24 protein-coding genes and 3 tRNA genes are annotated in these 25,819 nt (G+C 49.4%); 11 read left to right on the forward strand and 16 right to left on the reverse strand.

The window, feature by feature from the left end:
- Window positions 1-120 precede the first annotated feature (120 nt).
- Genes NX720_RS24380 through NX720_RS24420 form a run of 9 tightly spaced genes read left to right on the forward strand, consistent with a single transcriptional unit; the run spans window position 121 to window position 7,735 of the window.
- On the forward strand, window positions 121-906 hold the full coding sequence (locus NX720_RS24380; protein WP_262598161.1) for a type-F conjugative transfer system secretin TraK: 786 nt from the start codon (window positions 121-123) through the stop codon (window positions 904-906).
- Window positions 907-928: 22 nt separating this feature from the next.
- Window positions 929-2,104 (forward strand): TraB/VirB10 family protein, encoded by a 1,176-nt coding sequence (locus NX720_RS24385; protein ID WP_262598162.1) that lies wholly within the window; start codon window positions 929-931, stop codon window positions 2,102-2,104.
- Complete coding sequence (locus NX720_RS24390; protein ID WP_262598164.1) at window positions 2,101-2,544, forward strand: TraV family lipoprotein; 444 nt, start codon at window positions 2,101-2,103, stop codon at window positions 2,542-2,544. The genes NX720_RS24385 and NX720_RS24390 overlap by 4 nt, the downstream gene beginning before the upstream one ends.
- A 15-nt stretch (window positions 2,545-2,559) precedes the next feature.
- Window positions 2,560-2,901 (forward strand): TraA family conjugative transfer protein, encoded by a 342-nt coding sequence (traA, locus tag NX720_RS24395; protein WP_262568116.1) that lies wholly within the window; start codon window positions 2,560-2,562, stop codon window positions 2,899-2,901.
- Window positions 2,902-2,903: 2 nt separating this feature from the next.
- Window positions 2,904-4,109 (forward strand): TraI domain-containing protein, encoded by a 1,206-nt coding sequence (locus NX720_RS24400; protein WP_262598165.1) that lies wholly within the window; start codon window positions 2,904-2,906, stop codon window positions 4,107-4,109.
- On the forward strand, window positions 4,106-5,941 hold the full coding sequence (gene traD / locus NX720_RS24405) for a conjugative transfer system coupling protein TraD (RefSeq protein ID WP_262598166.1): 1,836 nt from the start codon (window positions 4,106-4,108) through the stop codon (window positions 5,939-5,941). The genes NX720_RS24400 and traD overlap by 4 nt, the downstream gene beginning before the upstream one ends.
- A gap of 22 nt (window positions 5,942-5,963) precedes the next feature.
- On the forward strand, window positions 5,964-6,584 hold the full coding sequence (locus NX720_RS24410; RefSeq protein ID WP_262598168.1) for a DUF4400 domain-containing protein: 621 nt from the start codon (window positions 5,964-5,966) through the stop codon (window positions 6,582-6,584).
- The gene (gene traF, locus NX720_RS24415) at window positions 6,584-7,438 is read left to right on the forward strand and encodes a conjugal transfer protein TraF (RefSeq protein WP_262598170.1); all 855 of its coding nucleotides are present in this window, start codon (window positions 6,584-6,586) and stop codon (window positions 7,436-7,438) included. Before NX720_RS24410 ends, traF begins: the two co-directional genes overlap by 1 nt.
- Before the next feature lie 12 nt (window positions 7,439-7,450).
- Window positions 7,451-7,735 (forward strand): hypothetical protein, encoded by a 285-nt coding sequence (locus NX720_RS24420; RefSeq protein ID WP_262598172.1) that lies wholly within the window; start codon window positions 7,451-7,453, stop codon window positions 7,733-7,735.
- A gap of 12 nt (window positions 7,736-7,747) precedes the next feature.
- Here NX720_RS24420 and NX720_RS24425 read toward each other — a convergent pair whose 3' ends face one another.
- From NX720_RS24425 to NX720_RS24465, 9 genes are all read right to left on the reverse strand, one after another.
- Entirely contained in the window at window positions 7,748-8,788 is a 1,041-nt protein-coding gene (locus NX720_RS24425; protein ID WP_262598174.1) for a tyrosine-type recombinase/integrase, read from the reverse strand.
- Between the two features lie 240 nt (window positions 8,789-9,028).
- Window positions 9,029-9,115: transfer RNA gene (locus NX720_RS24430), tRNA-Leu, on the reverse strand.
- Window positions 9,116-9,175: 60 nt separating this feature from the next.
- A tRNA-Cys gene (locus NX720_RS24435) sits at window positions 9,176-9,249 on the reverse strand.
- Window positions 9,250-9,422: 173 nt separating this feature from the next.
- Window positions 9,423-9,498, reverse strand: a tRNA-Gly gene (locus tag NX720_RS24440).
- Between the two features lie 92 nt (window positions 9,499-9,590).
- Window positions 9,591-10,151 carry a CDP-diacylglycerol--glycerol-3-phosphate 3-phosphatidyltransferase gene (gene pgsA, locus NX720_RS24445; RefSeq protein WP_262598175.1) on the reverse strand — a complete coding sequence of 187 codons (561 nt, stop codon included), beginning with the start codon at window positions 10,149-10,151 and terminating at the stop codon, window positions 9,591-9,593.
- 133 nt (window positions 10,152-10,284) lie between these two features.
- Complete coding sequence (gene uvrC / locus NX720_RS24450) at window positions 10,285-12,126, reverse strand: excinuclease ABC subunit UvrC (RefSeq protein WP_262598176.1); 1,842 nt, start codon at window positions 12,124-12,126, stop codon at window positions 10,285-10,287.
- Between the two features lie 57 nt (window positions 12,127-12,183).
- Entirely contained in the window at window positions 12,184-12,822 is a 639-nt protein-coding gene (uvrY, locus tag NX720_RS24455) for a UvrY/SirA/GacA family response regulator transcription factor (RefSeq protein WP_262598178.1), read from the reverse strand.
- A gap of 115 nt (window positions 12,823-12,937) precedes the next feature.
- Window positions 12,938-13,879: an electron transfer flavoprotein subunit alpha/FixB family protein gene (locus NX720_RS24460; protein WP_262598179.1), complete on the reverse strand. Its 942-nt coding sequence runs from the start codon at window positions 13,877-13,879 to the stop codon at window positions 12,938-12,940.
- On the reverse strand, window positions 13,879-14,628 hold the full coding sequence (locus NX720_RS24465) for an electron transfer flavoprotein subunit beta/FixA family protein (protein WP_262598181.1): 750 nt from the start codon (window positions 14,626-14,628) through the stop codon (window positions 13,879-13,881). The genes NX720_RS24460 and NX720_RS24465 overlap by 1 nt, the downstream gene beginning before the upstream one ends.
- Window positions 14,629-14,979: 351 nt before the next feature.
- On the opposite strand from NX720_RS24465, the gene NX720_RS24470 reads away from it, so the two are divergent.
- A complete protein-coding gene (locus NX720_RS24470) occupies window positions 14,980-16,638 on the forward strand; it encodes an electron transfer flavoprotein-ubiquinone oxidoreductase (protein WP_262598183.1) in 1,659 nt (552 codons plus the stop codon).
- 50 nt (window positions 16,639-16,688) lie between these two features.
- Here the strand turns inward: NX720_RS24470 and NX720_RS24475 are convergent, their stop codons facing one another.
- A complete protein-coding gene (locus NX720_RS24475) occupies window positions 16,689-17,255 on the reverse strand; it encodes a DUF1285 domain-containing protein (RefSeq protein WP_262598185.1) in 567 nt (188 codons plus the stop codon).
- Between the two features lie 175 nt (window positions 17,256-17,430).
- On the opposite strand from NX720_RS24475, the gene NX720_RS24480 reads away from it, so the two are divergent.
- On the forward strand, window positions 17,431-18,342 hold the full coding sequence (locus NX720_RS24480; protein WP_262598187.1) for a YiiX/YebB-like N1pC/P60 family cysteine hydrolase: 912 nt from the start codon (window positions 17,431-17,433) through the stop codon (window positions 18,340-18,342).
- Between the two features lie 513 nt (window positions 18,343-18,855).
- Here NX720_RS24480 and NX720_RS24485 read toward each other — a convergent pair.
- The 6 genes from NX720_RS24485 to NX720_RS24510 form a co-directional block, all read right to left on the reverse strand.
- Complete coding sequence (locus NX720_RS24485; protein ID WP_262598189.1) at window positions 18,856-19,584, reverse strand: helix-turn-helix domain-containing protein; 729 nt, start codon at window positions 19,582-19,584, stop codon at window positions 18,856-18,858.
- A gap of 200 nt (window positions 19,585-19,784) precedes the next feature.
- Entirely contained in the window at window positions 19,785-21,551 is a 1,767-nt protein-coding gene (locus NX720_RS24490; protein WP_262598190.1) for a hypothetical protein, read from the reverse strand.
- 117 nt (window positions 21,552-21,668) lie between these two features.
- A complete protein-coding gene (locus tag NX720_RS24495; RefSeq protein WP_262598193.1) occupies window positions 21,669-22,652 on the reverse strand; it encodes a DUF3150 domain-containing protein in 984 nt (327 codons plus the stop codon).
- A complete protein-coding gene (locus NX720_RS24500) occupies window positions 22,649-23,650 on the reverse strand; it encodes a CbbQ/NirQ/NorQ/GpvN family protein (protein ID WP_262598196.1) in 1,002 nt (333 codons plus the stop codon). Before NX720_RS24500 ends, NX720_RS24495 begins: the two co-directional genes overlap by 4 nt.
- A gap of 96 nt (window positions 23,651-23,746) precedes the next feature.
- Window positions 23,747-24,781 (reverse strand): lambda-exonuclease family protein, encoded by a 1,035-nt coding sequence (locus tag NX720_RS24505; RefSeq protein ID WP_262598197.1) that lies wholly within the window; start codon window positions 24,779-24,781, stop codon window positions 23,747-23,749.
- Window positions 24,782-24,791: 10 nt separating this feature from the next.
- Window positions 24,792-25,772, reverse strand: coding sequence for a RecT family recombinase (locus NX720_RS24510; protein ID WP_262598198.1), 981 nt, complete (start codon window positions 25,770-25,772; stop codon window positions 24,792-24,794).
- Window positions 25,773-25,819 lie beyond the last annotated feature (47 nt).

Consider the following 25,819-nt stretch of genomic DNA (forward strand, 5'->3'; position numbering starts at 1 on the left):
TCCGGCGATGAAGGGACAAAAAACCTTCACGTTCCGATTCGACATTATCCGCTATCGCCCTGTGCTGGCTGCCATTCAGATTGATTCCAACCTGAAGTAACACTCCGGGAGAACCTCACCATGAACAGAGCATTGGCTTCTGTCGTCTGTGTTTTTTGCTTTTTATTTGGACCACAGTTAACCGCCGCCGGAACGCCCCCGGTAAAATTGCAGGTGTCACCCGGACAGCAACAGATGGTCACCTTGAGTCGATTACATCTGAACCGGATCGTCACCCCTTTTCCTGCACCGCAAGTCCGTACCATTGATCAGGCGGATATTCGTATAGAAGGCAGTGTTATCTATCTTTCATCACGGCAGGAAGAACCGTTTGTGGTCTATATCACGCCTCCCGGCAATGAATCCCACGCTCTGTCGTTACTGGTAACACTGTTGGATGTGCCACCAAAAGAGATCCAACTCAGCCTGTCCAAACATTGGCAACGAACCCTTTTGGGTAATCGGAAAGCTGCCCGAAAGTGGGAAGAATCGACAGACTATGAGCAGGCCATCACCGATATTTTAAAGACACTGGTCAAAGGCCAAATTCCGGAAGGCTACGAACTGGGCAAGTTTACCGCCTCCAGTCTTCAACCCTGCCAGCAGGACGGGCTGGTCTTTGACTTCACTCAGGCACAACAGGTGCAGGGACATCATTTTAACATTCTGGTAGGCACCGCAAGAAACCACACTGAAAAGCCTGTGACCTTCCATGAGCAGAGCTGCCATGGGCATCATGTCAGCGCCGTATCCATGTGGCCAAAAAACAGTTTATACCCGGGGCAGAAACGGGAGCTGTTTATTGTTTCTCAAACCGAAGAGCCGGAATCAGCCCCTGCTGTTCGCCCTTCCTTACTCAGCCACTGATTTTTCTTTTCATAAAAAAACTATGAATACCCTCAACCGCTATTTAACGCCCAGAGTCCGACGTTTAGGGATTGTGCTGGGCAGTACCCTGATCATCATTATCCTGATTTTTGTCACCAGCAAACAGCATCAACCGAGCGACAACAAAACCGATGAGACAAAAGCACAGAGCGTAGATTTTACCGGCGTTCCTCCGAAAGAGCTGACCCTGAACCGCATCAGTGCCGATCTGGAAAACATTAACCAGCAACAACAGTCACTTCATGAACAACATCAGAAAGAGATGGTGCTGCTACAACAGGAAATTAAACGACTGAATAGTGTTGATCCGGCTCAAGGCAACACCATTGCCACAGAAACCGCTATTTCACCAGAACCCCTGCCTCCTGACGTTTTGAGCTGGAACCACTACAATCAACCACCTCCCCCGCAATACCCGGAGCCGGAAGAGCAAGAAACTCCGCCACCACCTAAACCCATACGTATGCTCGGTGCTACTTTCACGCCTCCAACAGCAACAGACACCAGAGCAGACAACAAACCCAGATTACTACGCCTGCCCGCTGGCAGTATTCTGTCCGGTCAGCTGATAACCGGGCTGGACGTACCCACCGGCCAAGGCGCACGACGGGAGCCTTATCCCGTTCTTATCCGAATCAAAGCCTCCGCTATTTTACCCAACCGCTACCGAACCAATGTGCGTGAATGCTTTGTGCTGGCTTCCGGTTATGGCGACCTGAGTTCCGAACGGGCTTACCTTCGCAGTGAAACCTTGTCGTGCATTTTCAGCAACAAAATCAAAGACAAAGAGCAGGTTATTGAACGACCACTGGAAGGTTATTTAGCTGGAGAAGATGGCAAGGCTGGCTTACGGGGCAGACTGGTTAGCAAGCAGGGACAGGTCATGGCAAAAGCGGCAATGGCAGGATTTCTTGGCGGTGTCAGTCAGGCGTTTGATATCAAACCTGTCCCTGTGTTTTCCGTGGTGCCGAATAAAAACGGTGAAATCCAATCGCCTTTCCAGTCCGGCCTGAAAGGCAGTGAAGCCCTGCAAAGCTCCCTGATCAAGGGCAGCAACAAGGCTCTGGAAAAACTGGCGGACTTTTATCTGAAACTGGCAGACCAGATGGTACCGGTTATTGAAATCAGCGCAGAACGAAAAGTCGATTTGATCCTGACCAGAGGGTTACAGCCATGAGCTTATTGTTTAAACCACAAAGGCACCAAGGCACAAAGTTTTTAAAACATTTCTTCTTCGTGTCTTTGTGCCTTTGTGGTTCAGCACTGTTGTTGTCAGGCTGCGCCCTGCTTGGTGTGGGTGAGGCAGAATACGCCTGCCCCGAGCCTGGCAAAGGCGTGTGTAAATCCACCCGGCAGGTCTACAGAGACACTGACCTCTCAACCATAGAACCCATAACACCACCACAACCAACCACCATGACCAGAGCAGAACCGGATCTATCTGTGGTCACACCCGAATCAACCCCAAACCGGTTACCCGCCCAAATCCTGAGAATCTGGATCGCCCCCTGGGTAGACAAACAGGGCAACTGGCACAGCGGTGGCGTAGTAATGACCGATATCTACCCGAGAGAATGGCAGTCTGCCATTCCCGTCTATTCCCCCTCAGATGATTAAAACCGGAGAACCAGCATGAACTCCCTTCCTCTCACTGACCTGCAAGCCTTCACCATTAAACAACAGCACTGGATGTTGTCACTGGCGACACTGATCATCCTTTCCCTGTTACCGCCAGAACTTCAGGCGGCAGACCCTGTGGTACCGACAGGCTCCACTGATTTCGCTGAAATCTATGCCCGGCTGGTAGGGTGGATTAAAGGCGATCTCGGCAGAACCTTATCCATCGCTTTTGTATTGATCGGGCTGGCTTACGGCATGGCGCGAAACTCCCTGATCGGTTTTGCCACAGGAGTTGGTGCAGCGGTGGGTTTGCAGGTCACTCCCACCATCATCAACTCAATATTCGGGCTTTAACCATGACCGCTTCTCAGGTTTTATCGGTGGTTAACCACTGGCTGCACCCTCAGCAAAAATCGGAACCTCTGCCAACACCCCAACCAGCACCCGATACCAATCCGTCAGACGGTTGTGCGGGTTATCAGGTGGGAGTGGGTGCCATTCTCCATAAACAACAACCATTGATTCATCAGGTTAATGAACAACTCTGTTTGCCTGATGAGCTGCAAGGGTTGTTTAACCAGACGCTGGATCAGCTGGCTCTCTGGCTACATCTTCTACCCGCTCACCCTCTGCATCATTGTGAACCCGCCGGAGCTTTGCGGCATGCACTGGAAACCGCTTTCTGGGCGGTGTCCGCCACACAACAAATCCATGTGGATCACAATCTCTACCCGGATCGACGCCGGGCAAGACAACCCCTCTGGCGATTAATGGCAGCTGTCGCTGGATTATTGCATGACAATGGACGCATGGTCAGCTGTGTAACAATCAGGGATGAACAGGCCGGACAGTGGATGGCGACTCAGCAAAGTCTGGGAAGCTGGCTACAGCAGCACCGCATTGAGCGTTACTGCCCCCACTGGCAGCACTGCGAGTCCCGTCCTGATAAACCCATTCCACAAGAATATACCTGGACAAACCTATTACTGTTGGAGCAACTGATACCCAACAATCTGCGTTATGCCTTACAGCCAGACCGGGATAAGGGCATTCTCTGGCAAACCTTTATCAGCGCACTGGTGGGACAGAGCAGTCCTTTAGCGGTTAAACAACTGGTCAGCGCGGTGGAGGTGGCTCGCCTGAAAAGCGTCAAACTGCATTTTGTGCGGGGAGAGGCTTTGACAGGTCTCACTCAACCTCTTGCCCCAGAGCCATCAACTTTAAAAGAAGCGGCGTCAAAACAGCCCGTTTCCAAAGATTTGTCTGAAAACGGGTTAGAGTGGCTAAAACAGGTGGTGTCCCGACTCAACCCTAATAGTGTGAAATGGGCAAAAGAGTCTCTGCTTTTGAAATGGCCGGAAGATGTAGTCGGGCAGGAAGGACTGCCCGATCCCGATGCCCTGATGGAGTGCTGGCAAGAACTGGGTTGGCTGCGCCCCATCGCTAACCAGGTCATTATTCGTCGCAATGGTCGTCAGGTGATTGCATTACAACCAGAAATATCCAAACGGTGTCGCCAGTGGTTGACGGCCAGTGACGCAGAGGCAGAGGCTGCGCCATGATCAGCGATAAACCTTACCTGCAAAGCTGGCGACCCGTTTATGAACTTAGTTCGGCGGTACTCTGGTTCACGTCCATGAATGTCGCCATTACCCTGATGTTTTTCAGCTCTCTGCCAACGGTTGGTTTTATGGTGACCACCGCCTTGTGCGGCACGATCACCCTGGCACGCTTAGCCCAAGCCCTGCCCCGATGGCAGCAGCACCAGAGATTGAAAGGCAAAAAGCTGACTTTGTTCACGCTGACCGCCAAACAGTGCCAAACCCTCCAACAACAGAATAATGACAAAGGAGTCTGGCTAGGCTGGGGTTTTGAGTGGCAACGACAGCACGGGCAGCTGGCGTGGGACCTGCTTCGCAGCGATAACCAGCCCGCCAAATCTGAGAACATTATGGGCGCGGGCTGGATTCATGGCATGGAAGAGCATGAGCAAACACTGTTTCAACCGTTGGCACAGGTTCAGATGCACACCATGGTGATTGGTGTTCCCGGCAGTGGCAAAACCAGATTGTTTGATCTGCTGGTCACTCAGGCGGTGTTACGCAATGAGCCGGTGATTATCATCGACCCCAAAGGTGACCATGACCTTGCTTCTCATACGCTCAGAAGTTGTGAACTGTCAGGCAGTCAACGTCGCTTTATGAAGTTCCACCCCGGGTTTCCGGCAGACTCCATTCGTATCAACCTGTTGCAGAACTTTAACCGTTCCAGCGAGCTGGCCAGCCGGATTGCCGGGCTGATGCCGTCTGGTGGTGATAACGCACCGTTTCAGGCATTTGCCCAAAAAGCAGTAGATGCTGTGGTTCAAGGGTATTTGCTCTGTGGTCAACGTCCCACTCTGGTACTTATTCGACAGGGGCTGGAAGGTGGCGTAACGCAGTTGCTAATAAGAGCATTAACGGCGGTGTGTTCAAGCCATTTTCCTGAAGCGGAGAAAAAAATTGCTTCAAAATCACAGAAGAATAAGGTCAATCAAGAGACCATAGCTCACCGCTGGATAGAGCTTTATCGAGAACAGATCATGCCTGAAAACCCCTGTACCGATGTGGAAGGCCTGATCTCGCTGTTTGAACACGATCGGGCGCACTATGGCAAGATGATCGCCACGCTGCTGCCTGCTTTGGGCATGTTAACCGGCGGTCCTCTTGCACGACTGTTATCGCCCGACCCGACAGATATAGACGATCTTCGCCCCTGTACCCATACGGCCAACCTGATCGAACAAAACAAGGTGATGTATTTCGGACTGGATTCGTTAAGCGACCCGATGGTGGGTAAAGCCATCGGACAACTGTTACTGGCAGACCTTGCCGCCGTGGCAGGTGACCGTTACAACTACTCATCCGCACATTCGCAACAACACAGCCAGCCCATTAACTTATTCGTGGATGAAGCCGCTGAAGTACTCTGCCCTCAGCTGTTATCCCTGCTCAACAAAGGACGTGGAGCCAAATTCAGGCTTTACGTCGCCACCCAGACACTGGCGGACTTTGAGGCGCAGTTGGGCTCCGAAGCTGCTGCGGAACAATTTATCGACAACTGCAACCATTTAATCTGTTTGCGTACCCAGAATCCCGAAACCCAGAAATTTATTACCGATAAATTACCTCCGGTTCGTTACCGCTACTTTATCCGCAACCAGGGAATCAGCACCGATGCTAACCGCCCCATGGAGTTTACCGGCAACCTGAGTGAACAACAGCTGGAGGAAACCGGTGATTTGTTTCCACCACAACTGTTAGGCGAACTGCCCAATCTTGAATACGTGGCACGACTGGGTGGTGGTCGTCTGCTGAAAGGCCGTATTCCGATTATCTGCTCTCCAGAATCCTGAACCTCTGATATTAAAACAATCCATGACAAACTCTCAAAAACAGACCAGCCCCATCGTTGTCTGGTGCTATGGGCTGGGTCTCATTCTGCTCTGGCTGGCTATTCCCGGACAAAACATGAATCAATACCTTCAGAAAGAGCAACAGCAATACGCCAGTAGTCTGGGGGAAGAGAACGGCACCTGGATTATCAATAACGGGCAGCTTTTCTACTCCAAAATAGTGTTTGAAACTGGTGTTCAGAGCTTTCTGCTGAAACACACCACACCGGATCGCAAGATGGGCGAAGGACTCGCCACAACCATCGAGTTTTTTCAGGGCGTTGTCCGAAACTTCCTGACACTTCTGCAACAACTGTTTTATCGTATTGCCCTGCTAATCGCCTGCTTTCCTTATTGGGGCATCGTTCTGCTGGCGGCGATATTGGATGGATGGCTGATCCGGAAAATACGCTACCATGATTTCCATTACACCAGCCCACTGCGAAACCTCTGGAGTCGCAGACTATGCCGATGGATTCCGGGACTGTTCCTGTATCTGGTGATGATTCCCTGGTCTTTTCCGGTCTGGCTCTTTCCTGTTATGGCGTGGCTGACCACGCTTTCACTGGGTTGGTGGACAGCCAACTGGCAGAAACGTGTCTGATGTTTTTCTTGCTTCTTTTATTGCTGCTTTTCCCAACGCCTGCCAGCACCGGCGAGCGATGGTTTGACCGACACTCTGAAGGCTGGTTCTGGTACGAACGCATTCCGGAACCGGAAGCAGCAGAAAACGATAAGACTATTGCACCGTCTCCGATATTACCGGTATCTCTCTCCACCCAATGGATCAGAAAAAACATAGGAGACTACCTGGACAGGGCGATTGATGAACACACTAAAGAACATGTCAGTCAGTACCTTTATCTGGACAGACTCGTAAAAGAGAAAGCTGAACGATTCGCCCGTGTCGGAAAGCAGATTATCGAAAGCGCCCCTATGCTTGATGAAAACGTCCGACGCCCTATATCTCCTGCTGCGGCCAAGATTAGTGACGACATGGTGCAATACGCCAGAGAACAGGTTTTACGGAAAATAGCGAAAGTCGCCGGAGTTGTCTTTTACTATCAGGGAAGGTGCAAGCTTTGTCAGCTGCAAGCCCAGACATTAATGGCGTTAAGTCAACAGTACGGATTTAAGCTGATTTCTTTTTCCACTGACGGTGAACTCATTTCTGATTTTCCTGACAGCCGGATCGACTGGAAACCTCCTCAGGCACTCAATATACAAGCCTATCCAGCTCTGTTTTTAATGAAACCGCCGGATGAGATCATCCAACTCAGGCAGGGGGTATCCTCTTATATCGATTTACACAACCGTATTGTTGACTCAGCCCACGAAGCCCAATGGATCAGTGAGCAAGAATACAGAAGTACCCTGATTATTCGGGAAGTCTGGAATGACTCCACTACAAATCCAACTGACTTAGTACTCAACAGACTCAGAAATATTATTCAATAGGTGAAATTTATTATGAATGCTGAAAACCAGCTTTGGTCCATAAAGCGAATCGCAGATTTTCTGGATCTCTCAGTAAACTACACACGGAATGTCATCGTGAAGCAGGCAAACTTTCCCGAACCAAGATTTTCAATCATCGAGGTCAATGGAAAAAAACAGAAAAGCAAACCACGCTGGATCGATACGGAAATTAGTGAATGGGTCAGTCAGGAGTACTGCTCCCAATCTGAAATAGAAGAAAGGCAACCTGCAAAACGAGGTCGAAAAAGAAAAGTATCAGATGAAATTCGAATCTGAACCGGTTGATTTTCAGGCTAATTTACAAGAAAAGTCCTTTGCTGTTTTTCTAAAATACTTCAGTGTTCTGTTCATGTCGGTGTGACCAGCCTGCTTCGCCAGCTCAAACGGTGTTAGCTTTTCAGATAATCGTGTAAGCGCTTCGTGCCTGGAATCGCGAAATTCAAGATCATTGATCAGCGTTTTTCTCACAGCAATGCTAAATATGGAGCTTACGTTTAGCTTTGAGCTAGCAAACCAATAGTCGTCATCGGTTTTACCTAAATTCAATAACCGAACTGCTTCACTGGACAGTGCCAGCGTCTTTTTCTTCTTCTCTTTGGTTCTTTCCGCCGCAAGATTAATCACTCGATTATCAAAATCAATTTCACTGGCGACCAGATATTTCACTTCCTGTTGCCTCATGGCCGTTTCGATGCACAGCTTCCATAACAATGCCACCGTTTGAGCCGGTGTTTCAGGCACCCTATGGTCTTCCCAGTGATCCAGTGCAAAGAGTACTTGCTCGATTTCTTCTTCTGAAACTCTGCGATCCCTTGAAGCTGAACGATCGTCAGAAAATTTGACACTAGAAAAAGGTGACTCTTCGATATAGCCCCACTCCCGAGCCATCGTAAACACATTACACAGAAAGTTCTTCTCCCTGGCCACAGAGCTTTCTTTGACCGTACTGAGCCGGGTCATTTTCCACTCTGCAATATGAAAGCTCTTGATGGAAGAAATGGGCTTATCCATTAACTCCGGCAGAGGGGAATGGTTCTGACTGGTTGCCATCTGCACAAATCGCTGATTTTCCCGTAATGCCGTTTCCCTCCCTTTCTTCCTGGGACTGACTTCATCAACGTACCGAACAAACGTCTCCCTAAGCGTTTTTCGATACAACTGATGGCGCACCACCTCTTCAGCATTCTTCCCATATTCATCAATTTTTCGTTCAAGGCTGGAAGCCCAGTCAGCGGCTTCTTTTTTTGTGTCGAATGTCCGGGCCTGATCAATACCCTTTTTTCTGACCCGGGCCAGCCAGCCTGATTTTCTCTTTTCGAGCCTCGCCATGATAACTCCGCACTTCTCTGAGAAAGGTAAAAACTGCGTTGATTCTGTGCCAATCCCAGTGCCAAAAATGAGTGGCACAAATGACACAAGCGAAGTTTAGCAAGATGAAGAATAATCAATAAAAGAAATGGTTATATAGGAAGAGTTGAGCGCAACGCCTTGTCGCAGTTGACGTATAGTGAGAAAACGTAGGGAACAGATAGAAAAAAAGCCCATCATTTTCACGATGAGCTTTCTGTATGGTGCCCGGAGCCGGAATCGAACCGGCACGACCTAATGGTCGGCAGATTTTAAGTCTGCTGTGTCTACCAATTTCACCACCCGGGCGCTTGAAACATTCTAGCGCTTCAAGCCTTGAAAAAACAACAGTTGTTGTCTTTTTAACAATGGAGGCGAGTACCGGAGTCGAACCGGTCTACGTGGATTTGCAATCCAGTGCATAACCGCTTTGCTAACTCGCCTTTTAAACTGGAGCATGAAATGAGACTCGTTCTTGTCATAAAGAGACGACCCAACCTTAATAAGGTTGCATCTCACACTCAAAGTTTAACTGGAGTGGGAAACGAGACTCGCTCTTGTTATAAAGAGACGACCCCAACCTTAATAAGGTTGCATTTCACACTCAAAGTTTAACTGGAGCGGGAAACGAGACTCGAACTCGCGACCCCAACCTTGGCAAGGTTGTGCTCTACCAACTGAGCTATTCCCGCTTGATCTTTCCGGGAAGTTGTTCCCGTTGAAGATGCTGCGTAGTTTAAGAATTTTTCTCGTTGTGTCAACACTTTGCGTTCATCATTTGTGCTCAGTCCTTGGAAAACGGGGATAAATCAGGCCATGCTGCACGAATATACACATACATAGACCATAAGGTGAGCACTGATGAAGCATAAAGAAGTGCCAGGCCAACATAACCAATGATTCCTGCCAAAGGCGCTGGTGTAAGAAGCAGCAAGGTAATTGCCATCATCTGCGCAGCGGTTTTAAGTTTACCTATCCTGTTTACTGCAACACTGGTCCGCTTTCCCAGCTCGGCCATCCATTCCCGCAGAGCTGAAATAACGATCTCCCTGCCTATGATGATCATAGAGGGGACTGTCATCCAGAATGCACCAAACTCTTCAATCAACAAACAGAGCGCGGTAGCCACCATGATTTTATCTGCAACCGGGTCAAAGAATGCACCAAAAGCGGTGGTCTGATTCCATCGGCGGGCAAGGTAGCCATCAAACCAGTCGGTAACGGCTGCCACAAAAAAGATAGAGGCAGAAGCCAGATAACGCCATTCAAAAGGCAAATAGAAAACCAGTACAAGAATGGGAACCAGGATAATGCGCAGGGATGTCAGTATATTCGGGACATTCATAATTAGGATTGCTATCCAGCGTGAATCTCTGTCACCACTGATGAGTTACTATAGTCTCAACTCACCAGTGAATGAAAAACATCATAACTTACACAGATGCTGTTACAAGTACAATCAAATACCTAAACAGAGTTCAGTCAGAGTGTAAGTGTTCGTAAATCTGCTCCGCCAGCTTATGGCTGATGCCCTCAACTTTTGCCAGTTCTTCAACAGGCGCTTCCATAACACCATGACGTCCGCCAAAGAACTTTAACAGGGCTGAACGTCTTTTGGCGCCAACACCGGGAATGGATTCGAGGGTGGATTTTTGCCGGGCTTTCTGTCGGCGCTGCCGGTGGCCGGTAATAGCAAAACGGTGTGCTTCATCCCGTATTTGCTGAATTAACAATAATGCTGCTTCATTGCCTTTGGAGTGCAGCTCAGTGCCCTGATAAATCAACGTTTCCAGTCCTGGCTTTCGACTGACGCCTTTAGCGACACCTAGCAGGGGAATATGCTGCAAAGACAGCTCATTCATCACCTCTTCTGCAATGCCAAGCTGCCCTTTACCGCCATCAATAATGATAACACCCGGTGTATTTTCAGGGTTTTCTTTGAGATTTTTATAGCGTTTGTGCAAGGCGAAACGCATTGCATCATAGTCATCACCCGCTGTTACGCCTTTGACATTAAAACGACGATACTCACTTTTTAGAGGACCCGCTGAACCAAATACAACACAGGATGCCACGGTTTCTTCACCAAATGTATGACTGATATCGAAACATTCCATCCGGCTGATGGTCTCTGATAACGACAATAATGCTGTCAGCTGCTCTGTTCGCTGTAGACTATGGGTTTTGCTGGCGAGCAGGTTCTCAAGACTCATGTCAGCATTTTTGTTGGCCAGCGACAGCCATTCATTACGCTCGCCGCGAACACGGTGCTTAATCGCAACTTTTTTTCCACTCACTTCCGTGATTGCTTCGGCCAGAACCGCTGATTCCTGGTATTCGACTGGGATAATTATCTCCGCAGGATAGTCACGGCTGTCACTCAGTTTGATATAAAACTGTCCCAGAAAACCTGCCAGATAATCATTGCTGTCCGCTTCCAGTTTGAAGTCAGGAAAATAACTCTTATGCCCCAGTACTCTGCCCCCTCGTACAAATAGTACATCAAAACAGACACTGCCGGATTGCTCAGACACGCCGACCACATCGGCATTTGCAGCCCCTTTATCGACTGACTGCGCCTCCTGAACCTGCCGAAGATGGTTGATCTGGTCACGAATTTCAGCAGCCTGCTCAAAGTTGAGCCGCTCCGATTCGGTTTCCATACGTTTGATCAGGGTACGAATGAGCTGCTGGCTTTTTCCCTCAAGAAACTGCCGGGTATCGGCCACATCCTGCTCATACTCATCCTTGCTGACGAGATTGACGCAGGGTGCCTTGCAGCGATTAATTTGATACTGCAAACACGGACGGGTGCGGTTTCGGAAATAATTGTTATCGCACTGTCGTAATTTAAAGACTTTCTGCATCAGGTTAAGACTATCCCGTACCGCCCAGCCACTGGGATAAGGACCAAAAAACTGACCCTTTTTGCTTTTCGGCTTACCCCGCTGGTAAACGACAGCTGGGAATTCATCCTCGGTGGACAGGTAAATATAAGGATAGGATTTGTCGTCTTTCAGAAGGATATTATACTTTGGTCGTCTGTCCTTAATCAGATTCTGTTCCAGAATCAACGCTTCCGTTTCTGAACGTGTGATGGTCAGGTTGATACTGTGAATTTTACTGACCAGTGCCATGGTTTTTGTAGTCAATCCGGCAGGCCGGAAATAGCTGGACAACCGGTTCTTCAGGTTTTTCGCTTTGCCAATATACAGAGTCTCGCCCTGTTCATTACGCATATCATAGACCCCCGGCCGGTTGGGAGCCTGTTCAAGAAACGTCTTGTAGTCGAAGCGTTCGGAATGATCGCCTGTATCCATAAAGCCTGATGATAGAGAGAGGAATTTCGACCAGTATACCCTTCAAAGTGGGCAGGGCTAAACGGTTTCCACAAGACCGTGTCGTATAGCCAGGTGCGTCAGCTCAACATCACTGGAAATATTCAGCTTCTCGAATATTCGGTATCGATAGCTATTCACTGTTTTAGGGCTTAGTGATAACTGATCTGAAATCGACTGCACCTTTTCACAACCAACAATCATCAGTGCAATCTGCATTTCTCTGGTTGAAAGAGCATCAAACGGAGAATCGCTATCGGGTTGCAGCGATTTCAGTGCCAGCATCTGGGCAATGTCGGGACAGATATACCGCTGCCCTTTGGCTACCGCTTTTATCGCTATGACCATTTCATCGATATTAATGCCTTTGGTGACATAACCTGAAGCACCGGCTTCCATTAACTTGGTGGGGTAGAGGAGATCATCACAAATAGTGACAGCAATGACTTTTATGGCGGGATTTGACTGATGAATTTTACGGGTTGCTTCAAGGCCGCCAATGCCCGGCATTCTCACATCCATCAGAACCACATCAATACACTCTTTTCGGCAGACTGAAATAGCCTCTTCGCCACTGGATGCTTCAGCAACCACTTCAATACCTGGCATATCGCCCAGCATACGTGAAAGGCCGGTTCGTACCAAATCGTGATCATCAACAATAAGAATGCGAATCACTGAAAACTCCAGAATATTATTCTCGTTGTAAGAGCTTCGCCTTCCACATTTGCAAACAGGCTATCCCTGATAATCCGATGAACAGGGGGCTTTGTCGAGCCCCCTGCACGCTTTTCTATAGTTTTTGTTCCAGCTCAGGCACCACTTCAAACAGATCTGCTACCAAACCATAGTCTGCTACCTGAAAGATAGGCGCATCTTCATCCTTGTTGATTGCCACAATCACTTTGGAGTCTTTCATACCGGCCAGATGCTGTATGGCACCAGAGATACCGATAGCAACATACAGGTTGGGGGCTACAATTTTGCCTGTTTGCCCTACCTGCATATCATTCGGTACAAAGCCTGCGTCAACCGCAGCACGGGAAGCTCCCACCGCAGCTCCGAGCTTGTCGGCCAGTTTATAGAGAATTTCAAAGTTCTCTCCATTCCCCATGCCTCTGCCGCCGGACACCACCACTTCTGCAGCAGCCAGTTCCGGACGGTCTGACTCCGCCAGCTCTTCGCTGACAAAACTGGAGATGCCGGCGTCATGGATAATATCCAGCGCTTCAACACTGGCACTGCCGCCTTTAGCAGCCACAGGGTCAAACCCTGTCGTACGGACCGTAATCACCTTCACAGCTGCGGTAGACTGAACAGTAGCAATGGCATTACCGGCATAAATGGGGCGTACAAAAGTATCACCACTTTCCACACGCATGATGTCGGAAATCTGGTCCACATCCAGCAGTGCGGCTACTCTGGGCATAACGTTCTTACCCGTTGTGCCTGCGGAGATAAGAATATGGCTGTAATTCTTGCCTAATTCAGCCACCAGCAGGCTGACGTTTTCGGCCAGCTGATTTTCATAGCAGCCGTTATCAGCCAGTAACACTTTATCAACACCGGCAACGGCGGCAGCGGTTTCTGCCACGCCACCGCATCCGGAACCTGCCACCAGCAGGTGAATCTCTCCACCCGCATCAGCAGCAATGGCACCGGCAGCAGCCAGAGTGTTCAGCGTGGCTGCACCCAGGGCTGCATTATCATGATCTGCAACAACGAGAATAGCCATCAGATTACCTTCGCTTCATTTTTTAGTTTTTCTACCAGCTCATCCACACTGCTGACTTTGATGCCGGCACTGCGTTGTGCGGGTGGTTCGACTTTCACAGTGGTAATGGTTGAAGAGACGCTGACTCCCAGGGCTTCCGGGGTTTTAACGTCCAGAGGTTTGCGCTTGGCTTTCATGATATTTGGCAGTGCGGCGTAGCGAGGTTCATTCAAGCGCAGGTCTGTGGTCACTACGGCAGGCAGTGATAATGCGAGTGTTTGTAAACCACCATCAACTTCCCGGGTTACAGTCACCTTGTCACCCTCTACATTCACTTCTGAAGCAAAGGTCGCCTGTGGCATACCGGATAATGCTGCCAGCATCTGCCCGGTCTGGTTATTGTCGCTGTCGATAGCCTGCTTGCCCAGAATAACAAGGTCTGGCTTCTCTTCATCAGCAATGGCTTTTAACAGTTTGGCAACGCTCAGTGAGCTGAGCGGCTCATCAGTTTCAACCAGAATACTCCGGTCAGCACCCAGCGCCAGCGCAGTTCTCAGCTGCTCCTGGCACGCTTTTGGACCCAGAGAAACCGCTACAATTTCACTGGCAACCCCTTTCTCCTTCAATCGAACCGCTTCTTCTACGGCAATTTCACAGAACGGGTTGATGGCCATCTTGACATTCGTAAGATCAACATCGGAATGATCCGGCTTAACGCGGACCTTAACGTTGTAGTCGATGACTCGCTTAACGGCTACAAGAATCTTCATGGGTTCGCAGCCTTCCCTTTTTATTCGTCTATGGCTTAATAAATGGATGTGAGCTACGGAACCTGTGAGTCGTACTAATGTACTTCACTTGTCGTTCATAGTTCACAGCCTCTGCGACTGAGGAGTCTACCAGTCTGTCAATAAGGGTTCAAACGTATAATCTCGAAAAAAGCATTTAATCACCTTTACCAGCAGGGGAAAGTGAACCTTAGTATCACTCACAAAAACCATCGTATTTATAGGTGATATTCTCGCTATGTGTGATTATACTTCGTAACAAAATAAAACAACTGTTTGAATTTTTACAACAATAATAATCAGATATCAGCCCAAACAGAGGGAGAGATCACCATGGAACGCGAATCTATGGCATTTGATGTAGTCATTGTGGGTGCTGGTCCCTCAGGTTTATCTGCTGCCTGTCGTTTAATGCAGCAGGCACAGGAGTCCGGTCAGGAAGTCAGCGTCTGCGTGGTTGAAAAGGGTTCAGAGGTGGGTGCCCATATTCTCTCTGGTGCCGTCTTTGAACCAACAGCACTTAATGAACTGTTTCCGGATTGGAAAGAGAAAGGCGCGCCCCTGAATACACCAGTGGTCGCCGATGACATTTATGTACTGCGGAACGCGGACAAAAGTATCAAGATCCCCAACGTCTTTGTTCCCAAAACCATGCACAATGAAGGCAACTATATTATCAGCCTCGGTAATCTGTGCCGCTGGCTGGCCGAACAGGCCGAAAGTATGGGGGCTGAAATCTACCCCGGATTTGCCGCTTCCGAAGTGCTTTACCATGAGGACGGCAGTGTAAAAGGTATTGCCACCGGGGATATGGGGTTAGCAGCCAGCGGTGACAAAAAAGAGAGCTATATGCCCGGCATGGAGCTGCATGCCAAATACACGCTGTTTACCGAAGGTTGTCGTGGACACCTGGGCAAACAGTTAATTGAACGGTTTAAACTGGACGATGGCAAAGACCCACAACATTACGGCATCGGAATAAAAGAGCTCTGGGATATCGAACCCGATAAGCACAAGGAAGGACTTGTCGTACATACGGCAGGTTGGCCGTTGCAGGAAAGCGGCTCGATGGGCGGTGGTTTTCTGTACCATATTGAAAACCATCAGGTAGTGGTGGGTCTGATTACCGACCTGAGTTATTCAAACCCACATGTCAGCCCTTTTGAAGAGTTTCAACGTTATAAGCAAAACCCGGTTATCAGGCAGTACCTGGACGGCGGCAAGCGTGTCTCCTATGGAGCCAGGGCTTTGACGAAAGGCGGCCCGCAGTCACTGCCGAAAATGTCATTCCCTGGTGGTTTACTACTCGGTTGTGACGCAGGAACCATGAATTCCGCCAAAATTAAAGGCAGCCATACCGCCATGAAGTCAGGACTGCTCGCAGCAGAAACCGTGTTTAAAGCTCTGCAGGCAGGTTCTGAAGGTCGGGAAAATCTGACCAGCTATCAGGATCAGTTTGATCAATCCTGGCTCGGTATTGAACTGCGCCAGCAGCGTAACTTCAGCCCGGCCATGCATAAATTTGGCAATATCTTTGGAGCGGCCTTCGCCTTTATTGATCAGAACATCTTTAGCGGTAAGCTGCCTTTTACATTGCACGACAGAGTTCCTGATTATAAACAGTTAAAACCGGCTGCAGACTGCCCTAAGCTGGAGTATCCGAAGCCAGATGGGATCATCAGTTTCGACCGTCTGGGTTCAGTCTTTCTCTCGAACACCAATCACGAAGAAGACCAGCCCTGTCATCTGAAACTGGCTGACCCTGATATTCCGATAACCAGCAACCTGCCTTTGTTTGATGAGCCTGCCCAGCGCTACTGCCCGGCGGGCGTGTACGAAGTGATTGAGGATGAAGCGACCGGTAAAAAACTGTTCCAGATTAACAGCCAAAACTGTGTTCACTGCAAAACCTGCGATATCAAAGACCCTGCTCAAAACATCACCTGGGTAACACCGGAGGGTACTGGAGGCCCCAATTACCCTAATATGTGAACGTCCAAGCTGCCATCCAGAGTATCTGCATGGCAGTAAAAACTGTTCGTTTATTCAACCAGCCCAAGAGAATAGTCGTGTCCACCACTATTGATGCATAATTGCTCCTGACCATTGACCAGCTGAAGCTTAGCCATGCTGACCAGCTCGTAATACACATTACGGTGAATACGCGCCTCAAGACGATCCCTGACCAGAATATAAGGCACGCCTTCGCCAGCATTCGACAGCCTTAGAGGGTGTTCCTGGTTAAGTACGACCTTGTCACCAACATTCGTTGTAAACACAAGATGTTCATCAACAGTTTCTACAGAAACTGCCACAAAAGGTACATCATCAACGGTTATCCGCACCTTTTCGACGGGTGTTACGAGATAGAAATGCTCATCATCGTCATGCCTGAGAACGGTTGAAAAAAGGCGTACCATCGACTCTCTGCCAATGGGTGACCCCATATATTCCCAATGGCCGTCAACACAGATGCGCATATCGATTTCACCGCAAAAGCCAGGGTTCCAGTCATGCACCGGGGGTAAGCCCTTCTGCTGCAATGACTGCAGGTTTTTTGTCAGTGATGTGGGGGTGGGTTTATCTTTAGACACAAGCTGTACCGTCATTATCGTTTTGCTTGTCGGGTTTATGACTTAAAGCTGCAAGCTAACTTACACGAAGTTGTAGCAGGGTCATTATAACGTCAAATTGAAGCCTGAAGGACGTAAATGTTTGTTAACCCATGAATAAAAACCGCCGATGCTAATCTTTGAGAGAGTAGCTCAATGGCAGGGAATGATAATGCAGCTCGTAAAAATGCTGGCCAACTGGTTGACCAACTGGCTCATGCAGGAAGCACACGACATCACCAGCCCCCAGTGCGATTTTGAACGCATCCGGCACGAAGTCAAACCCTGTGATGTATTACTGATCGAGGGCCGTTCCAGAGTCAGCAACGTTATTAAGCAGATTACCCAAAGTCCATGGTCCCACGCCATGTTGTATATCGGTCGCCTGCACGATATTGAAGACGACAGAGTTCGGGAAATTATAAAAGAATCTTACGATGGCTCTCCGGATGAGCAGCTGGTTATAGAAAGCGAACTGGGTTATGGCACTGTCGTTCACCCGTTAAGCCTCTACGAAGGTGATCATCTGCGCATCTGCCGCCCCAATGGCCTGAGCTACGGTGACAGCCAAAAGGTTATTCATTATGCGGTCAGCCGCCTCGGGCTTGATTATGATGTCCGGCATATTCTTGACCTGGCAAGATTCTTCTTTCCTTACGCAATTCTTCCCAGACGCTGGCGTTCAAGTCTGTTTGAAAGCTCTCCGGGACAGGAAACCAAAACCGTATGCTCCAGCATGATTGCTGAAGCGTTTAGCTTTATACATTTTCCGATACTCCCCCTGGTCAAGCTCGACAGCCAAAATGGTGTACAGCTGTTTCAGCGTAACCCAAGACTGTGTACACCCAGAGATTTTGACTATTCCCCCTACTTCCGCATTATTAAATACCCGTTCCTCGACTATACCCACCATTCTGATTACAAACTGTTGCCCTGGCACGGTCATGGTGCTTTGGAAGGAAAAGAAGCAGAATTTTATGTTTCACCCAATAAACTCAGAGAGTTACAGCAGGTTAACGCAGAAGGCATTCACGCTACAGGTTCCGATATAATCTCTGAAAACAGGAATTCCCCCCCTTCATAATCCAGATATTGAACTCATAAAAGCTGATTATTCTGAAACGGTCTTATACATAAGTGGACGCAGGGCAAATCTGCACCATAATTACCCGTGCTGACTTGGCCGACTTCCCCCTACGGTCAATCAGTCTGGGTCACAAGTTTGACCCTGGTACTTTGGATTGTGTACCTATATGTTTCACTCCTAATGGTCTTAGCCCGTCGCTTCTTCCCCCAGAACGGCGGGTTTCTTTTTGCCTGGACAAAAGGCAGGAAGCCAGTAATAGCAAGGTCTGACACAGTTTTCATCGGTTTATCCTTTCAGTCAGCTTTTCATTTTCGACCTCATTTGGGTGCGTAAAAGTGTGTGTATTTGCTCATAAAAACGTGCCAAAAACGTGCCAAAAACGCGTTTGAGTGATGCAAGGTGATGCACGCCGCATCAGGTATCAGATTTCTTCCGATCCCTTGTGAGAGAACGTTGGTCTGGCAGGTACACAAAGCAAGTATCTGGGTATTTCTGGCCTGATGCATTGCATCATGCATCACCCTGGTTCTCCCTTTTTTTCAATGTTCGCGACACGGTAGACTGGTTGATATTCAGCAGGCTGGCGATTTCTCGTTGCGAATGCCCCTGTCCTGACAAAAGCAGAACCCGATCCATCATTGAGTCTTTGTCAGACTCCTCCTTATCAGCTTGATCAGTTTCAACTATTGCTGATGCAGGTGCATCAAATTGATGCTTATAGGGCTCGTCCTCCGCCTTCAACTGATGCACATTGCATCGCATTACCTGTTCATAGGCACACTGAACTTTATTAGCCCTCTGGGGGAGTGGCACTGCACCCCACTGAAAGATGATTTTCAGCAGTGATGCTTCGATATCCAGCTCTCCCGGGCTGACACCCTGCTCTACCCGGTGCTCAAAAAATTTGCTCAGATCATTCCCGTCAATCAGCATCGGGTATTCATTACCCAACACATGACAGATATTGTTTTTCGCAGCTTCCAGGGCTGCAAAAAAGTCATTCACCCGCCAGCATTGACTTCCTTCTGACCGGAGTAAATCAACCCCGACCTGCACCTGAGGGTGATCAGAACCTAATTTCGACACCAGTTCCTTTTGCAGCTTCATACGCTGCATCTGGGACTCTGTTTTCGCTTTCCAGTTAGCAGCTTCTTCAGCAGTCATAAAATAACCGACTTTTTGCCGTTGGCGGCCATTAATCCAGACCGTGGCCCGGCTTTTGATCTTTGTTGATGACATAGTTCACCTCCTATACGAAACAAATATAAAGAGGTACCGGATTGTGTTTATGATGGGTTATGGCATGGTTCACTCAAAACTAGTGACACTGTATTTATATACAGCACACTACAATCTGGCAAATTTCCAACATAAACAACTCTGATTTCAATAAAAAAACGCCACTCACTGCAAAAATGCAATGAGTGACACTTTTAAGTTCATAGGATTAGCCAGTCACGGGTTAAAGTAAATAATGAAGACTTTAACTGGCTTAACTGATTGATCATCAGGCTCTTCGGAAACAGCTCTTTCACCAAGGGAACATTGATTCCCAGCCCTGCCACGTCTATCCCTGACTGCTGACAGCGGCTGATCAAATCAACCACCGCATCGCGATGCTCACAGTCAGGCGCTCCATCCGTAATCATCAGAATTAGGCGACGTTCCGCCTTTGCCTGACAGATTTGGTGAACCGCATGCCACAATCCGGTGGCCATTGGTGTTGAGTCGTGACTGTCCAGAGCCGCCAGTGTTTCCGCTACCTTTTGGGTAGACTCTTTGACTGTGACTATAGGAAAGACTCTATCCTCTCTGGTTCCCGGATAAGCCGACGCTGAAACAGTGACTCCGTTAATCTGCTTCAGTGCATACACCAGTGCCAGAACCGCTTCCCTTGCCAACGGCATCCTTACTGTCATGGAAGAAGAAATATCCAGCGAAATATGAACGGTGGCATTGATAGTGATGGACTCTGCTCGTCGTTTGAAAAGACGACCATCATCCAACGCTATTCTGTGCAGTCGTTTGCCATCTATCCGGGTACCTCTCTTGCCTGTGCGATCTCTGGTGAGCGTTTTTGCCTGAACCAGCCCGGTTAGCTGTGCAGCTAAACGGGTGGATTCTGACTGCACTTTCCAGAGCAAGTCTCTTGCAGCCTGCCTGTCTTCATCTGTCGTCACCACCGTATCCATTCCTGGTGTTGTGGTGATGGCTGACAGGCCTGAAGACTGCTCGCAACTCCATGACTCCAGCTCTCCGGCGACCGTTTCAAACAGGTCATCCGGCCAGTCTTGATCGGTAGATTCCAGAATTTGCTTTAGGCTCTCTTTTTGGAGCAACAGGTCATCAGCCTTGTCTGAAGCATCGCCATTGTCTGAAGCGTTCTGGTTACTACTTCCACACGAATGTTCAGGATTATCACCTTTTCCTTCCTCAGAATCGGATTCTGGCTCACCACCTGACACAGAATTTGTTTTATCCTCCTGATCCTGTGCTTCAGGTTCCTGAGCATCACTCTCCTTTTCTCCTGACGAATTCTCCGGTTTATCAGAACCTTCCTCACCAGAATCTTTGCTGTCAGAATTTTCATTGCTGATATTCTGAAACAAAACGATAATCTGGTCAGCCAACGTCAGGGCTTCCCTGGTGCTGCTCAAGTCGGGAACCTGTTTTAACAGCCCATTCAGTGAATCCAGTAACTGTTTGGGAAAACAGGCTTTCATCACTTCGCGGGCTTTAGAAGCTTCCTGCTTCAGAGCCTTCTGACCCAGAACTTCACTACGCAGGATCACCAGCAAAGCGTCGTTTAGCACCTTCACAGGCGGGTCATTCTTGTCCGGCGCACTTAAGCGACCTTCAGTCACCAACTGGTGAACGACACCCGCAAGAGAAAAAGCAGCACCGGGGTATTCCCGGCTGATGGCTTTTTCAATGCGAATATCTTCTAAAAGGTTGGTCAGTCTGCGCCGTAAAGCAGAGCCTTCGTAATCCAGATAGAAATCTGTATAACGAACATGCGCTGCTTCATGACTTAAATAACCCCATGCCAGCTTTTCCTGCTCTGGCCGTTGCGGGTCAAAGGCGGGTAGCCAGATACTTTCACCATCGGTGCAAGCCCTGCGACCTGCGACTTCAACCCGAACGCCCATTTTCCTGCCCAATGCACTGCCAACAATGGGTAGTGCTTTCTGTAAAACAGGAGCCATATCCAAATACCTCTCGATCAATATAAAAGAAGAAAGGGACATAGCACCTGCCCAGGCGGGCACTATGTCCCGCCGGGGCTTTTTATCGTAAAAGACAGCGTCCTTTAAAAAGACGCTTTAGAAGTAGAAAGTGGCTGTGGTGTTTTGTTCCTCTGGCACCACAACCGGCTTCTCAATAACAGGCTCTTCCTGAAGCTCTGTGTCGTTTACCTCTGGCAATCGAGCATCCTGCGTCTTCACAGGCTTCCCTTTGCTGGAGGTATCAATAACCGTCAGCCCTTCTGCACATCGCTCCATTTGTTCCACTGAACAGAGCAACAGCACACGTTCCATCAGCTGAGTCAGCACCTCACCTTCCAGCGCACCGCTGTTGGGTAACTGCGCTAACCCGGCATCCAGCCGTTGCACTATGGGAGAGATTCCGGGATCAACAAAAGCCAGTCCGTGTAGTTTATCCCTGAGCCGTAGAATCGGGTTCAGGGCTTTACGAGTGACTTTTTCTTTCCCTCGGAAGGTCTGCTCAAACAAGGTCTGAGCATCCCGACTGATTTCCTCCCGCAGCGTATTGCCCAGCTGGTCAACCTGTTGATTCAGGTTATCCGGCTGAGGCGATGCCACCACCTTGTAAGTCGTGTAACCAAACTGGAAACGCTGACCTACGTGCTGAACATCCGGAACCGCATTCCTTATAGCTTCTGCAAAATCAGGATGGGCGTTGACCCATTCCTGAATATGCTGGTCGTAGCTGGTCAGAAAGGTCTGCTTTTCCTGGTTAAAGTCCTGCTGCACCTGATCGAGCTTCAGGCTTAAACCTGAAATGGAGTGATCCGGCACCGCATAACCGCCCAGAAACCGCACACCTTCTCTGGCGCACAACCGACACGCCTGATCCCTCAGACGATGGAACGGCTTCAGCACTTCCCGCTTGCACAGTTTCTTGCTGCCCAGCGACACCACTTCATCAGACGGCAGTTGCCCTCCTTTGCCCAGAACCAGGTCTTCCGGTTTCAGACGGCGAGCGCCTGACCAGATGGAACAGTCCAAAGCAATTACGGACATTTGATCGAGTATTTGCGTCACTGTGGTATGAGTTGTACTCATGATTCATGACCTCCTTCCCACAATTCGCCAAACACATCACTGGCAATCCGATGAATCGCCTGCCGTTCTGCTGGTTCCACTCTGGCGGTCAGAGCTTGCTCCAGGGCGTATTCAAACACTCGGGGCGCACCCTGAAACCTCAGAGATAACCTTGCCCAGCGCACCAGCCCACGAGTGGACAACGTAACACTAAGCTGTGACTCCCCTTCCCCTCTTCCATGGGCATCACCAGTGAACAGACGACGAACCTCGTTAGCGAGCTTCACCATCTTTTCCCTGACGATGGTTGGAAGGTCTGGCACTACCTGATCCAGAATCATTATCTCGGTGAACTCATCGGGATAGTCCACTTCGATACAACGGAAGCGGTCTAACCAGGCCAGTGACTGTCGCAGAACACCCTGATACAAACCACTGCCATCACCTGCTCCGGCACTGTTACCCGTGGCAACAAACCGAAACCTTGGATGCACCGGAATGATTTCTCCGCCGTTCTGAGCCAATACCAGAGGCGCACCGTCCAGCAGATCGTACAATCCGGCCAGCTCTGCGGGATCGGCCACATCCATTTCATCCATGATAAGGATATGACCTTCCTTAACCGCAGTGCTCAATGCCCCGTACTGAAAAGGTGTTGCACCCTTATCAAGAACTTTCTGACCCAGAAGATCATCCAGTTCCATTCTTCCGTGAACAGGGACCATCTGTGTAGGCCAGTGCAACCTTGCAGCCGCCTGAACCACCAGACTGGTTTTGCCGCAACCTGTCGGGCCAGTGAGGTACAAGCCGTCACCTTCAGGATTATCGAGAAACGCCAGCAACTTCCGCAGCCGGTCTCTGTCAAACACATAAGGCTGAACAGTCGGTACTGCCGGATGCCCGCAATCCTGAAAACCTTCGAGCAGGATGAGTTGATTCGTATCCAGGTCAAAGGTTTCATTCAGTTCATAAAAAGCAGGCTGTAAAGCCGCTGGCATAGCCTGAACCTCAGTTTCCATCGTTAATTTCCTGCCACTTCTTAAAATAAAAAAAGGGCAGGAACCCTCCCCGGATGGAGAAGATCACTGCCCCACCCGGGTTAAGTAAATGTTGAATCAGAAATAGAAGCTCTGGTGACTCACGGTTGGGTTACGCACCAACAGCTCGTTGCCTGCTCCATTCAATTCTGACTCACTGTCGTTCATTCCTTTGTCCAGCAGGGTCACCCTCACCTGCTCCCTGCCCTTACGGCGGAAAGCATCAAGATCAGGTAACGCCAGCTGGTGTTGCTGACACAAGGCTTCCAAAGCCTTTTGGTAGTCCACGGAACCGGCGCAATCACTGCGGCAGATTCGCAAGCCATCGGACTCAGCCACCCGAAAAGCACCCATCAACTTCTGCAACTCATGCTGCATCAGCTTCTGCTGAGACTTTCCGTGGTTTAGCTCTTCCTTTAGCTCATCCAGATGTAACTGACGACGGCGATAAATCGCTGCCAGCTTGTGCCATTGCGCCTGTTCTGACAGACCTTGTGGCACAAATACATCCAGATTCGGGTCTTTGTCCGGCTCATCCCCTTGTTCCACCCGCTGCCAGAACGCTTCCGCTTCCTGCTGCAACGGTTGAATCAGGTTCTCATCCCTGTTGATACAGACCGGCAGAATCGGCATGCCTTTATGGTAAAAGCAGAGCCAGGCTTTGGCTGCATCCGCAACCAGCATCTGGAACTGCACCTGCACCAATGCACGACGATAGCCTTCCGACTGATCCTTCAACGTCTTCACTTCCTGATAAACCTTCTGGCACGGCGCTTTCAGCTCTACCGGAATACCATCTTTGGTGATACCGTCAAAGCTGGCACGCAGCCTCGGGTTCTGCTCCCACTCGCCGCAAACCGGCAAAAGAGGTGCATCACCTAAAGCCTGTTCCATCAGATTCCGGGCATCGTCTTCATCTTCAATGCCTCGCTGGACATGAGGGTTAGACGACAAATCCGGCTCTTCCAGGAGCCCGGACTTCTCTGCCCAAAGCTGCCAACGTGATTTATAAGACGATTGCCCTAAGATCACAGCAGCATCACTGGCGGTAATACCTCCACGACGCCAGTCCAGCCACCCCTGCGACCGTTGCTCAAGATTGACCGTTTTCATAAGGTCAGCCTCATGCAACAGAAGCCGGTGGTACTGAAGCCGCCTGTGCTTCATCCAGCCGGAACAGGCAGTAGTTCAGGGCATTGCCATCGTCCTTAAACCGCTCCTGGGCAAAACCCTGAGCGGCGGTAAAAGCGCCTGTCCCTTTAGCCCGATCCACAATCTGGTCGATAAACGACAACACTTGTGGTTCCAGATCGCCGGGTTCAGGTACTTCATCAGTAGCTACATCCTTTTCTGGCAGTAGTTCTCCTGACATTTCAGCCAACGCCTCATCCAGAACATCCGGTTCAGACGACACTGGCTGTGGTTTATCCCTTTCCTTACCACTGTCTTGCTCAACTACTTTTGGTTCGGCTTCACGCAGGTCAGGTACTGGTTCACCCATCTGGGTTTCCAATATCCGCTCTGCTTCATCCGGTTCAAATAAACCACTGAGTCCATAAGCAATCCTGATTGCCTGAATTTGCGACTTGTGCCGAAGCATGCGCTTTGGACAGGTCTGCCAGGGGCCAGGAAATTTCTTGCCATTCTTTATCACAGCAGGCCGGTACAGCTCATCGAGATACTCACGCACCCGAATGGGGTGTTCCCGATCTTTGCGATAAATCACACATTCCATCCACGGATGGCACTGCCTCATATCCTCATCAAATGCAATCAGCTCGTCCGGATAATGGAACTCCATACCATCGCTCTGAGGATAGGAATTCATGATTGCCGTCCAGCCATCAATGGAAATTACGGGCAACACCCCACCTCTACGGTCGGATAGCGCCCATATCTGACGAATGAAGGGATTCAGCCCATAAGTGTCTGCCACAGACAGCAAAGACATCAGTTGCTCCCGGGTTGGAAGCGATCCGTTTTGCTGTCTGAACGCAGTCTGCGCCAACGTATTCAGCAACTCATCTTCACCAAAGCCATAACGCTCCGCAAAACGAGCCACAAGATCATTAGCACTTTCATGCACACTATTAGCGGTAACCATAGAAGTTCTCCTTAAAACAAAAAGGCAGAACTTCCCTGCATGACAGA

This window comes from Endozoicomonas euniceicola, assembly GCF_025562755.1.
Taxonomy (GTDB): domain Bacteria; phylum Pseudomonadota; class Gammaproteobacteria; order Pseudomonadales; family Endozoicomonadaceae; genus Endozoicomonas_A; species Endozoicomonas_A euniceicola.